This is a genomic window from Stenotrophomonas sp. CFBP8994, from assembly GCF_034044835.1.
In the GTDB taxonomy this organism is placed as follows: Bacteria; Pseudomonadota; Gammaproteobacteria; order Xanthomonadales; family Xanthomonadaceae; genus Stenotrophomonas; species Stenotrophomonas rhizophila_A.
The window spans coordinates 736579-749507 of record NZ_JAXCWT010000001.1; the positions used below are offsets into that span (position 1 = coordinate 736579).

The 12929-nt window shown below is 66.0% G+C and carries 8 protein-coding genes and 1 riboswitch; of the genes, 5 read left to right on the forward strand and 3 right to left on the reverse strand.

Annotated features, from left to right (window positions below; translation table 11 throughout):
• The first annotated feature begins 22 nt into the window (after nucleotides 1-22).
• The 3 genes from SOM39_RS03540 to SOM39_RS03550 all read left to right on the forward strand — a co-directional run bounded on the left by SOM39_RS03540 (nucleotide 23) and on the right by SOM39_RS03550 (nucleotide 4468).
• Entirely contained in the window at nucleotides 23-766 is a 744-nt protein-coding gene (locus SOM39_RS03540; protein WP_320457487.1) for a phosphatase PAP2 family protein, read from the forward strand.
• Entirely contained in the window at nucleotides 763-2415 is a 1653-nt protein-coding gene (locus tag SOM39_RS03545; protein WP_320457488.1) for a phosphoethanolamine--lipid A transferase, read from the forward strand. The genes SOM39_RS03540 and SOM39_RS03545 overlap by 4 nt, the downstream gene beginning before the upstream one ends.
• Nucleotides 2416-2491: 76 nt before the next feature.
• Complete coding sequence (locus SOM39_RS03550) at nucleotides 2492-4468, forward strand: M2 family metallopeptidase (RefSeq protein WP_320457489.1); 1977 nt, start codon at nucleotides 2492-2494, stop codon at nucleotides 4466-4468.
• A gap of 47 nt (nucleotides 4469-4515) precedes the next feature.
• Here SOM39_RS03550 and SOM39_RS03555 read toward each other — a convergent pair whose 3' ends face one another.
• Both SOM39_RS03555 and SOM39_RS03560 read right to left on the reverse strand, forming a co-directional pair.
• Complete coding sequence (locus SOM39_RS03555; RefSeq protein ID WP_320457490.1) at nucleotides 4516-4902, reverse strand: hypothetical protein; 387 nt, start codon at nucleotides 4900-4902, stop codon at nucleotides 4516-4518.
• A 49-nt stretch (nucleotides 4903-4951) separates the two neighbouring features.
• On the reverse strand, nucleotides 4952-6175 hold the full coding sequence (locus SOM39_RS03560; protein WP_320457491.1) for a multidrug effflux MFS transporter: 1224 nt from the start codon (nucleotides 6173-6175) through the stop codon (nucleotides 4952-4954).
• Between the two features lie 294 nt (nucleotides 6176-6469).
• Nucleotides 6470-6571, forward strand: a riboswitch (glycine riboswitch).
• A gap of 84 nt (nucleotides 6572-6655) precedes the next feature.
• On the opposite strand from SOM39_RS03560, the gene gcvP reads away from it, so the two are divergent.
• Nucleotides 6656-9535, forward strand: coding sequence for an aminomethyl-transferring glycine dehydrogenase (gene gcvP / locus SOM39_RS03565; RefSeq protein WP_320457492.1), 2880 nt, complete (start codon nucleotides 6656-6658; stop codon nucleotides 9533-9535).
• Nucleotides 9536-9627: 92 nt separating this feature from the next.
• Here the strand turns inward: gcvP and SOM39_RS03570 are convergent, their stop codons facing one another.
• Complete coding sequence (locus SOM39_RS03570) at nucleotides 9628-10950, reverse strand: ankyrin repeat domain-containing protein (protein WP_320457493.1); 1323 nt, start codon at nucleotides 10948-10950, stop codon at nucleotides 9628-9630.
• A 556-nt stretch (nucleotides 10951-11506) separates the two neighbouring features.
• On the opposite strand from SOM39_RS03570, the gene SOM39_RS03575 reads away from it, so the two are divergent.
• Complete coding sequence (locus tag SOM39_RS03575) at nucleotides 11507-12835, forward strand: ankyrin repeat domain-containing protein (protein ID WP_320457494.1); 1329 nt, start codon at nucleotides 11507-11509, stop codon at nucleotides 12833-12835.
• Nucleotides 12836-12929: the final 94 nt, after the last annotated feature.

Sequence of the window (12929 nt, forward strand, 5' to 3'; positions counted from 1 at the left end):
GTTTCCCCGCCGGCCCTGCCTGATGCTTCCTGCCTCCCCTGCCCTTGTCCCGCTTGCTTCCGATGCGCCCGCGCAGGTGTCCGGTTTCCTGCGCCGCCATCTCGCTTGGCCGCTGCTGGCCGTGCTGGCCACCAGTGCCGTGCTGATGGTGGGCGGGGGCGACCAGTGGCTTGCGGACCAGCTGTTCCGCATGGAAGGCCATCACTGGCTCCTGCAGAACGCATGGGCCACCAGCCAGCTGATCCACAAGGGTGGCAAGTGGCTGAGCGCAGCGGCAACGCTGCTGGCCATCGTGCTGTGCTTCCACGCCTGGCGCCACGAACGCACGGCCGCATGGCGCTGGCCGCTGCTATACCTGGTAATGGCCGTCGCGCTGGGCACCGGCGTGGTGTCGCTGCTGAAGTCGCTCACCAACATGGATTGCCCGTGGGACCTGGCGCGCTACGGCGGCCTGCGCGAGTACGTAGGCCTGTTCGCCACCCGCCCGCACGGCATGCCGCGCGGGGTGTGCTTCCCGGCGGGGCATTCCAGCGCCGGGTTTGCCTGGGTGAGCCTGTACTTCTTCGCGCTGCTGGTGCGCCCGGCATGGCGATGGCGCGGCCTTGCCGTGGGGCTGGTCGCCGGCGGCGTGTTCGGCGCCGCGCAGCAGCTGCGCGGCGCGCATTTCCTGTCGCATGACCTGTGGACGCTGGCGACCTGCTGGACGGTGTCGCTGCTGTTGTTCCTGCTGGTACGCCGCATCACCGCCCGCGGAGTCCGCGCATGAACACCCTCGCATCGCACATGCCGCGCCTTGCCTCGCTGTCAGCCCTGCGCCACTGGCGCCCGACCTGGTCCACCGAAACCCTCATCGCGCTCACCAGCATGTTCTTCGCGCTGGCCTGCAACGGCCTGTTCTGGCACAGCGCGATGGCCACCCATCCGGGCAGCCTGCGCTTCGGCCTTTCGCTGCTGTTGCTGCTGGTCGGCGCGCACAGCCTGCTGATGGGCCTGCTGGTGTGGCGCTGGAACGCAAAGGTGATGATCGGCGTGCTGCTGCTGGGCACGGCGATGGCCGCCCATTACATGGGCAGTTACCACATCTACCTGGATGCGGACATGCTGCGCAACGTGCTGGCGACTGACCACAAGGAAAGCCGCGAACTGATCACTCCCAGCCTGATCGCCCCGCTGGTGCTGCTCGCGGCGCTGCCGATGGTCGTACTGTGGCGCGTGCAGCTGCTGCGCCGCAGCTGGGGCAAGGCACTGCTGTGGCGTGGCGGCTTCCTGCTGCTGTCGGCCGCCACCGCACTGGGCGGTTCGCTGCTGTCGTTCCAGGAAATGTCGGCGCTGATGCGCAACCAGCGCGAGGTGCGCTACCTGGCCACGCCGGGCAATTACCTGCTGGGCCTGCCCAAGGCGCTGCGCGGCGACAACCCGATCCAGCGCGCACCGAAGCTGCCGATCGGGCTGGATGCCAAGGCCACCCCGCGCGCTGCCGACAGCAAGCCGCGGCTGCTGGTGATCGTGATGGGCGAAACCGCGCGTGCGCAGAACTGGGGCTTGAACGGCTACGCCCGGCAGACCACGCCGCAGCTGGCGCAGACCAGTGCGATCAACTTCCCGGACATGCATTCGTGCGGTACCAGCACGGAAGTGTCGCTGCCCTGCCTGTTCTCGCCCTATGGCCGCCACGATTACGATGAGAAGAAGATCCGCGCGCACCAGTCGCTGCTGCACGTGCTCGACCACGCCGGCATCGGCACGCTGTGGCGCGACAACCAGTCCGGCTGCAAGGGCGTGTGCGAAGGGCTGCCGATGCAGGCACTGGACGATGCAACGCATCCCACCCTGTGCGCCAACGGGCGTTGCATGGACGAGATCCTGATCGACAACCTCGCCGAACAGGTCCGTGCAACGCCGGGCGACCGGGTGGTGGTGCTGCACCAGCTGGGCAACCACGGCCCGAGCTACTTCGAGCGCTACCCCACCCGCTTCCGCCACTTCACCCCGACCTGCGACACCCCGGACCTGGGCAAGTGCAGCCGCGAGGAAATCACCAACAGCTACGACAACGCGCTGCTGTACACCGACCAGCTGCTGGCCCACACCATCGGCACGCTGCAGGGCATGCAGGATTACGACACGGCGATGATCTATCTGTCCGACCATGGCGAATCGCTCGGCGAGAAGGGCCTGTACCTGCACGGGGTGCCGTACGCGATCGCCCCGCAGGAACAGACCCGGGTGCCGATGACGATGTGGTTCTCGCCCGGCTTCGCCGCCAGCCGCGGGCTGGACCTGGCCTGCGTGCGGCGGCGCGCCAGCCAGTACACGGACCATGACAACGTGTTCCCGTCGGTACTGGGCCTGATGCAGGTGAAGACCGCGCTGTACGAGCGCGACCGCGACCTGTTCGCCGGCTGCGGGCGCTGACGGGACCTGTGGCCCTTGCGGTGCGGCGGCAGCCCCACTAGCCTTCGCCGGTCTGTCACCACCCAAGGATGTCCCCGTGAACCACCGCCCGCTCCTGCTGGCCCTGGCTGTCGGTGCTGCCGCACTGACGCTGGCGGCCTGCCAGAAGGAATCGTCCCCCACCACCGCACCGGCCGCAGGCACCACCGCGCCGACCGAGACCGCGGACCAGTTCATCGCCCGCGTCAACGCCGAGTACAAGGCCCTGTACCCGGAAATGACCTCGGCCCAGTGGCTGTCCTCGACCTACATCAATGACGATTCCGAGCGCGTGGCGGCCAAGGCCAACGAACGCTGGCTGACCATCCTCAACGGCTGGATCGCCCAGGCCGGCAAGTACGACGGCCAGCCGATGAGCGAGGACACCAAGCGCCAGATCCACCTGCTCAAGCTGATGACCGCCATGCCGGCCCCGCGCGACCCGGCCAAGCTGGGCGAGCTGACCCGCATCGCCAGCCGCATGGAAGGCGCGTACGGCTCGGGCAAGTACTGCACCGACGAGGCCAACCCGGCCACCTGCCGCCAGCTGGGCGACCTGGAAGAAGTGCTGGCCAGCAGCCGCGACTACGACAAGCAGCTGGACGCCTGGCAGGGTTGGCACGCCACCACCAAGCCGATGCGCGCCGACTACCAGCGCTTCGTCGGCCTGGTCAACGAAGGCGCCAAGGAAATGGGCTTCGCCGATGCCGGGCAGATGTGGCGCAGCGGCTACGACATGCCGCCCGAGCAGATCGGCCCGGAAACCGACCGCCTGTGGGAACAGGTCAAGCCGATGTACGAGCAGCTGCACTGCTACGCCCGCACCAAGCTGGACGGCACCTACGGCAAGGACAAGGCCGAAACCGAAGGCGGCCTGATCGCCGCGCACCTGCTGGGCAACATGTGGCAGCAGGACTGGTCCAACCTGTGGGACCAGCTTGAGCCGTACCCGGGCGCAGGCAGCCTGGACATCACCGCTGCGCTGGAAAAGCAGTACCAGGCCAACCTGAGCGGTGCACTGGCCAAGGCCGGCGGCAGCAACGCGAACGTGGAAGCGCTGTACAAGGCGCAGCGTGAGGCCGAACTGCGTACTGCCAAGCAGATGACCGAACGCGCGCAGGACTTCTACGTGTCGCTGGGCATGCCGGCGCTGCCGAAGTCGTACTGGGACAAGACCCAGTTCATCAAGCCGCTGGACCGCGACGTGGTCTGCCACGCCAGTGCGTGGGACATGAACATGGAAGGCGACGTGCGCACCAAGATGTGCATCAAGCCGACCGAGGAAAACTTCACCACGATCTACCACGAGCTGGGCCACATCTATTACGACCTGGCCTACAACCCGCTGCCGCCGCTGTTCCAGGGCGGTGCCAACGATGGCTTCCACGAAGCGATCGGCGACACCATCGTGCTGGCGATGACCCCGCAGTACCTCAACTCGATCGGGCTGGTCGACAAGCCGCAGGAAAGCCGCGAGGCCACCATCAACGCGCAGATGCGCATGGCCCTGAGCGGCGTGTCGTTCCTGCCGTTCGGCCTGATGATCGACCGCTGGCGCTGGGGCGTGTTCGATGGCTCGATCACCCCGGACCAGTACAACAAGGCGTGGTGGGACCTGAAGGCCAAGTACCAGGGCGTGGCCCCGGCCTCGGCGCGCGGCGAGGAGTTCTTCGATCCGGGCGCCAAGTACCACGTGCCGGGCAATACCCCGTACACCCGCTACTTCCTGGCGCGCATCCTGCAGTTCCAGTTCTACAAGGGCCTGTGCGACGCGGCCGGCTACAAGGGCCCGCTGCACCAGTGCAGCTTCTACGGCAACAAGGAAGCCGGCCAGAAGTTCTGGGCGATGCTGAGCAAGGGTGCCAGCCAGCCGTGGCAGGCCACGCTGAAGGAAATCACCGGCGGCGACAAGCTCGATGCCGGCCCGATGATCGAGTATTTCACCCCGGTCAACGAGTGGCTCAAGCAGCAGAACCAGGGCCAGATGTGTGGCTGGCAGCCGCCTGGCGCGGCGGCAGCGCCGAAGGCCCCGTAAACGAAAAAAACCGGCCAATGGCCGGTTTTTTTCTGCGCGGTCGGTTGTCAGGATTTGGGTTTCAGCGACGCGGCCAACTCGGTCTTGAACTGCTCGAAATCCTTGCCGTCGGCCTTGGCTTCGGCGTGCGCGGCGTCTTTCAATGCATCCGAATACACCAGGCGCACCGGCGTTCCCTGGCGCTCGTGCAGTTCGGCGGCCTGCATGATCAGCGCCAGCACGCGGGCGGCACTGGGGGTCTGCCCGGCAATGCGGCCGTCCATGCCCAGCACCCATTCGCCATCGCGGCGCACCACGCCGGCCAGCAGCGTGCGTTGCTGGTCGCGCAGTTCGGCATGTGGCTCCACCGGCGACGCATTGGCCTTTTCACGGTTGGCCGCTTCGGTTTCGCGGCGCTTGCGCAGGTCACGGCGCAGCTTGGAGGTGGTCGACATCAGCGGGACTTCCGGACTTCAACAGATGGGGAAAGGATAACGCACCGGCTCAGGCCAGGCCGGCCAGGGCCTCGCGGCGGCGTTCGCAGCGACGCTCCCAGAACCAGAAGCTGGCGCCGATGGCGAAGAAGCCGGCATAGCCCAGCGCCAGGTGCAGCGGAGTGTGGCTGAGCATCGGCGACACCACCCCGGCCACCACGGTGTTGATCATCAGCTGCAGGAACATCTGCATCGACGAGGCAAGACCGCGCTGGTGCGGGTACATATCCAGCACCGCAAGCGCCAGGATCGGGAAGATCAGCGCCATGCCCACGCCACCGACGAAGATCGGCAGCACCGCCCAGGGCAGGGCGATCTGGTCCACCGCCAGCACATAGGCCAGGTTGGCCAGCGCCGATACCGCGCACAGGCTGAAGCCGATCCCAACCTGGCGGGCGGCGGTCATCCGCCCGGCCATGCGCCCGGAGAGGAACGAGCCCGTGGTCATGCCGCCGATGGTGGGAATGAACAGCCAGGCAAAACCGCCCTCGCCCAACTGCAGGTGCTGCATCACGAACACCGGTGCCGAGGCGATGTACAGGAAAATACCGGAGAAATTGAACGCGCCTGCTGCCGCCAGGCGCAGCAGGCGCGGGTTGGTGCCCATCTGCAGGTAGCTGCGCAGCAGCGCGCGGGTGGACAGCGGGGTGCGGGCTTCCACCGGGTGGGTCTCCGGCAGCCACTTGCCGGTGGCGGCGAGCAAGACCAGCGCGAACACCACCAGGAACCAGAAAATCAGCGGCCAGTCGCCGCCGCCGAGCAGGATCCAGCCGCCGATGATCGGCGCGATCGCCGGGGCGATGCCGAAGATCATCGAGACCTGGCTCATCAGCCGCTGCGCGTCGGCGCCATGGTAGAGGTCGCGGATCACCGCCCGGCCGACGATCACGCCTACGCCGGCGGTGACGCCCTGCAGCGCGCGGAACACCAGCAGCGTGGTCAGGTCGCGCGACAGCGCGCAGCCGATCGAGGCGGCGATGAACAGCACCAGCCCGCCCAGGATCACGCGGCGGCGGCCGAACGCGTCCGACAGCGGGCCGTGCGCCAGGCTCATCAGGCCGTAGAACAGCAGGTACACGCTCACGGTCTGCTGCACCGCCACCTGGTCGACCTGCATGCGTTCGCCCAGCAGCAGGAACGCCGGGAAAATGGTGTCGATCGAGAACGGGCCGAACATGGCCAGCCCGGCAAGCAGCAGGGCCAGGCGGCGGTTGGAGGGCGGAGCGGGTGTCATCGGGTCTTCCGTCAGCGGCCGTGCGAACGCACGGAAGGCGCCGGCCGCAGCCTGCGGTGGCGCCTGATGAATACGAGGATGCAGCCATGATAGGCCGTCCGCCTGCCTGGCACCATGCCCGGCGCCCGGTTATGGCGCGGTCGGCGCCCCCTGTTCATGTGCCGGACGGGCGTTGCCGGCCGGGCCGCTGGGCTATAATCGCCGGGCTACATGGTGGGAGAAGCGGCGCTTTGTGTTGAAGCACCCGCTGCCGAAGGCGCAACGCCCGTAATCGCTCAGGCCCGATACCACCCGCACCAAAACTCTGGAGAGACCGGCCAGTGCCGGCGCCGAAGGGGCACGAAGCACGCAGCCGCGCGCTTTTAAACTCTCAGGCAAAAGGACAGAGGGGCACCCAGGAAGACCGCAGGGTCCGGTGGATCGTTGTCGCCCATGACACGCCCCGTCCGCGCTTCCGAACGTGCGTGCCCACTCTTTTGGATGCCAGCCATGTCCCAGAACACCCCTACCCTGCGCGAGCTTGAACACCACCACGCGTTCGTTGAACGCCACATCGGCCCCAACGACGCCGAAATCGCGCAGATGCTCGACGTGGTCGGCCACGCCTCGCTGGACGCACTGACCGACGCCATCGTGCCGTCGGGCATCAAGTCGCCGGCCGCGCTGGCGCTGCCCAGCTCGCTGACCGAAGTGGAAGCGCTGGCCAAGATCCGCACCATCGCCGACAGGAACCAGGTGTTCCGCACCTTCATCGGCCAGGGGTACTACGGCACCCTCACCCCGAACGTCATCCTGCGCAACGTGCTGGAAAACCCGGCGTGGTACACCGCCTACACCCCGTACCAGGCCGAGATCTCGCAGGGCCGCATGGAAGCGCTGATCAACTTCCAGACCCTGTGCGCCGACCTGACCGGCATGGAGATCGCCAACGCCTCGCTGCTGGATGAAGCCACCGCCGCGGCCGAAGCGATGACCCTGGCCAAGCGTTCGGCCAAGTCCAAGTCCGACACCTTCTTCGTGCACGACGCCGTGCACCCGCAGACGCTGGAACTGCTGCGCACCCGCGCCGAGCCGATGGGCATCGTGCTGCGCGTGGGCACCCCGGCCGAAGCCATGGAAGCCGAAGCCTACGGCGTGCTGCTGCAGTACCCGGATACCTTCGGCCACATCGGCGACTACAAGGCGCTGGCCGATGCCGTGCACGCCCGTGGTGGCCTGGTGGCCGTGGCCACCGACCTGCTGGCGCTGACCCTGATCGCCGCCCCCGGCGAATGGGGCGCGGACATCGTGGTGGGCAATTCGCAGCGCTTCGGCGTGCCGTTCGGCTTCGGCGGCCCGCACGCGGCCTTCATGGCCTGCCGTGATGCCTACAAGCGTTCGATGCCCGGCCGCCTGATCGGCGTGTCGGTCGATGCGCAGGGCAATGCGGCCTACCGCCTCACCCTGCAGACCCGCGAACAGCACATCCGCCGCGAGAAGGCGACTTCCAACATCTGCACCGCGCAGGTGCTGCTGGCGGTGATGGCCTCGATGTATGCGGTGTACCACGGCCCGGAGGGCCTGACCCGCATCGCCCGCCGCACCCACCGCCTGGCCGCGATCCTGGCTGCCGCGCTGCGCACGGCCGGCATCAACGTCGGCGAGCAGTTCTTCGACACCCTGCACGTCAAGGACATCGACGCGACCGCGATCCATGCCAAGGCCGCCGCCGCCCGCATCAACCTGCGCGCGATCGACAGCGAAGCGGTCGGCATCAGCCTGGACGAAACCACCACCCGCGCCGACATCGTCGCGCTGGGCCAGCTGTTCGGTGCCAGCGTGGATGTGGAAGCACTGGACGCGGCCACCGCCGATGCCCTGCCGGCCGGCCTGGTGCGCACCAGCGCGTTCCTGACCCACCCGGTGTTCAACACCCACCACAGCGAACACGAGCTGCTGCGCTACCTGCGCTCGCTGGCCGACAAGGACCTGGCGATGGATCGCACCATGATCCCGCTGGGCAGCTGCACCATGAAGCTCAATGCCACCGCCGAGATGATCCCGGTGACCTGGCCGGAGTTCGCCAACATCCACCCGCTGGCCCCGGCCGACCAGGCCCTTGGCTACAAGGAACTGATCGACGGGCTGGAAGCGATGCTGGTCGAGTGCACCGGCTATGACGCGGTGAGCCTGCAGCCGAACTCCGGCGCGCAGGGCGAGTACGCCGGCCTGCTGGCGATCCGCGCCTACCACCGCTCGCGTGGCGAAGGCCATCGCGACGTCTGCCTGATTCCCGATTCGGCGCACGGCACCAACCCGGCCTCCGCGCAGATGTGCGGCATGAAGGTAGTGGTGACCAAGACCGACGGCAATGGCAACGTGGATGTGGAAGACATCCGCATCAACGCCGAGAAGTACAGCGACCGCCTGGCCGCGATCATGATGACCTACCCCTCCACGCACGGCGTGTTCGAGGAAGAAGTGGTCGAGATCTGCGAGATCATCCACAAGCATGGCGGCCAGGTGTACACCGACGGCGCCAACATGAACGCCCTGGTCGGCGTGGCCAAGCCCGGCAAGTGGGGCTCGGACGTGTCGCACCTGAACCTGCACAAGACCTTCTGCATTCCGCACGGCGGCGGCGGCCCGGGCGTGGGCCCGTGCGCGGTCAAGTCCCACCTTGCCCCGTTCCTGCCGGGCAAGCTCGGCGACAACGGCCCGGTGGGCATGGTCAGCGCGGCCAGCTTCGGCAGCGCCTCGATCCTGCCGATCAGCTGGATGTACATCACGCTGATGGGTACCGAAGGCCTGCGCAAGGCCACCCAGGTGGCGCTGCTCAACGCCAACTACATCGCCAAGCGCCTGGCCCCGCACTTCAAGACGCTGTACACCGGCCGCAACGGGCTGGTGGCGCACGAGTGCATCCTGGACGTGCGGCCGCTGGAGAAGACCTCCGGCGTGGGGGCTGAAGACGTGGCCAAGCGCCTGATCGACTTCGGCTTCCACGCCCCGACCCTGAGCTTCCCGGTGGCCGGCACGCTGATGGTGGAGCCGACCGAAAGCGAATCGCTGCACGAACTGGACCGCTTCATCAACGCGATGATCCAGATCCGCGAGGAAATCGCCGCGATCGAAGACGGCCGCCTGGACCGCGAGGACAACCCGCTCAAGCATGCACCGCACACTGCGACCGCGGTGTCGGCCAGCGAGTGGTCGCACGCCTACCCGCGTGAACTGGCCGCCTTCCCGCTGGCCAGCCTGCGCCAGCAGAAGTACTGGCCGCCGGTGGCACGCGTGGACAACGTCTACGGCGACAAGAACGTGATGTGCGCCTGCATCCCGGTCGACGCGTACAAGGAAGACGAGGGCGTGGAGGTCTGATCCTCCTGCCTGGTTGAAACGAAAACGGCCCGCGAGAGCGGGCCGTTTTTGTTGGCGGGTGCATGCACTCCTGCGCCCTGATCCAGCGTGAACTACTTCACCATGTACTTTTCAAAGACCGCCAAGGTCTCCGGTGATCCAGAATCACCGGCCCTCTTGTGCGGCGTGTTACCAAAACGGTCGCGCGCAAGCGGGTCTGCCCCCCATTCAAGCAGAAGTTCGCACATTTCCGTTTTCCCGTGCCACGCAGCCCAACGTAGCGGCGTTTCCATTTCACCCCGCGACCCTATGTTCGGATTGGCTCCGGCCTGCAGAAGCAAGCGCGCCATATCGACCAGGTCACGGTACACGGCGTTGGCAAGCACGGTTCTTCCTCCTGAATCCAGCACATCGAGTTCGGCGCCATGCCTGACCAGGCACGCAGCAACGCCTAGGTGGTTGTGATACGCCGCAGCATGGAGTGCCGAATCGCCATCGCCGCTGTGCAGGCTGGGATCGGCGCCCCACGAGATCAGTGCTTCCGCCACCTCGGTACGCCCGTGCAAAGCCGCATATGTCAGCGCACTGGTCCCGCCGCGCCACACACTGTCAACGATTGCCTTACCGTGCAATTTGTAAAGCTCGTCAAGCTTGCCCAGATCTCCCGCTATGGCGGCGCGGCTCCACGGTTTTGAATCCGGGTGCGAGCGTGCCTCGTCATACGCCTCAAACAACGACACCATCGAGGGCCTACTTGTGTCGTACATATAATTATCCCTCGCGTATTCCCGTGCAGCTATCCCACGCTTGTCCGGAAGGTCGGGCTTGATTCCCGGTTGCTCCAGAAGGATCTGGACAATGTGATTCAAGCGCAGCTTCACTGCGAGGAGCAGCGGCGTGGTTCCGTCGAAAGGACTGGCCAGATTGACGTCCGCGCCGCCAGCAAGCACCGCCTTGAGGGTCGGCAGGTTATTGCTCTCAATGGCCGATGCCAGCGTCGAGCGCCCGCTTGCGACAGCGTTCACATCGGCGCCAGCGTTTACCAGCGTCTCAACGGCACGCGCGTTGCCACGCGCAGCGAACCAACGGAGCAATGCGGCCGGCGACGGCCCATCGCCGGAACATTCACCGTGGCGGCCAACAAGGATTTTTGCGACCTCCACGCTGCCGCGGGTGGCGGCGACAAGCAGCGCCGTATTCTCCTCACCATCAATCGCCGAAGCGTCGAATCCCGTCTCCAGCAATGCGTCAATCACCCTGGGAAGGTCATCGTTCGCGGCCTTGAACCAAAGCGCGGTCCGAGCTGTGCCGTCCATCCGCTCAAGCATATCGACCACCTCCTGCCGCAGGGCCCGCGACGTACCCGCCATCGCGTCGAGTCCAGCGGCATCGAGCCGACCCCATTTCTGCTCTCGCATCTCGGGGGGCAGCCACACGAAGGCCCCCTGCGGATTGGTCTGGCCTACGTGATCCGCGCCCGTGCCGATAGGCTGGAGCGGAGAGGGAGCGTTTGCGAGACTCTTCAGCGTGGACAGCTGAATCTGCTGCCCCTGCTCAGGCGCAAGGGACTGGGTTCCAGCGATGGTGGTAGCGGGGGCTACGCCGCCCGTAGCTTGCATTGGCATATCAAAACGGTTCCGTGTGTACTGTCCGCGCCGGCCCGTGCTGGGCGGAACGCTGAAGGTGGGGCGCACACTCTCCCTCGCCTCTACCGCGGACGCTTCCAAAGAAGCCTCATCAGAGGCGTCTGACTGCAGCAAATATAGCGGCCGCCGCTGGCACTCGTGGACAACGGCTGCATCGGGAATCCGCATGCAGTACAGGATGACAAATATCGGGAAGTCCCCTGGCGCACATGCCGTTACGGTTGCCGGTCACTCCTCTGGAACGTCCCGCATGATTCCCAAAGATCTGCTCCCGCCAGGGCTCATGGCCCTTACCTCGACGCCGCCGGGTCCATCGCGCCCACATGCCCCTGGAGAGGGTGGCGCGATGACGTTGACCATGTTGCAGAATGCGCTGAGCGACTTGCAGACGCCGAAAGCGGCATCAACTGACGCATATACAGCGGCTGGAGACATTGCGACGCCAGCGGCCGCGCCCTCGACCGCATCCCCCCAGCTCCGCGAAAAGGCCGTCCATCTGTTCGATCAGCTGTCCGAGCCAACCCGCAGCCGCGAGGAAAAGAGCAAGATGTTGCTCCTGGCCATCACCAACGGCATCGACAACATCAATGCCCAGGATCTACGCAAGGGCACCGGCATGGAGAAGTGGTCGCTGCTGCATCATGCCATCCACATGGGCGATACCCCGATTCTGAACGCCCTGCTTGGTGCGGAGCACATCCGGGTCCACACCCGCGACAAGGCTGGCTCTTCGCCATTGCACCATGCCGCCACCCTTGGTGATGTCGCTGCGGTGAAAGCGTTGCTTGACAAGTATCGTCGCATGCATGCGGATGATCCTGCATCGCTCAAGAGCTTCGTAAACAGCACCAACGGTGCCGCACGCACCCCGATGCACCTGGCCGCCACGTCGCCCCACCCTGCCGCCACGATGCAGCTGCTGTTCGACGCAGGCGCAGCGGTGGACCCGACCACGCGGTCCGGAATGAGCACGCCGCTGAGTTATGCGGTCAAGGCCTACGGCGAGAATCCGCAGTCCAGCCTGGAAGCCGTCACCTGGCTGATCGGAAACGGCGCTGACCCCAATGCCTCCATTCTGATCAACAAGACAAACCGATCCGTAGCGGCTGCCGAGGCGCTCGCAGACATCCCGGGCAACAAGACCTCACCGCTGGAAATCGCAAGGGGAAGCCAGTGGAGTGCGCTGGCCGACATCATGTGCCCGCGCACGTCGCCCGATGAAACCAGCACGCCCTGGCTGACCCCCGATGGCACCCTGGACGTCAACGTACCCATCGCAGAACTGTTCCGCATGGTGGTAACGGTACCGGCCGGGCTGGATCATGTTGATGAACTGGCCAGGCTGTTCTGCAACGATGTATACGAGAACGCAGGGTACATTTATGAAAGCAGCGATGCCTACTACACCTGCGAGGATATTGGCAGAGCAGGGTACGACAACGATCTGGACCATGACGACCTGATGAGCGCCTCCCGCGAGCGCGTCGCCGACAACATCAGCGAGTGGATGGACGAAACATCACCATCGGTGGCCGAGCAGATTCGAACCCTCATGACTGCGGGTATCTCGAACACGGCGGATACGGCCTCTGGGATCGAGGGGTACGTCAGCAACGCGTTTCGGAGTTACACCCTGAAGATCATGGAGAAGACCGCAATGGAATGGTATGACTAGCATCACCCGTACGCAGCAAGGTTGGGAGGGGTAGCTTGGCCGTCGCTCCGTGCGCAGGTCCATTCACTCGACCCGCTGCTACAAGGAAGACGAG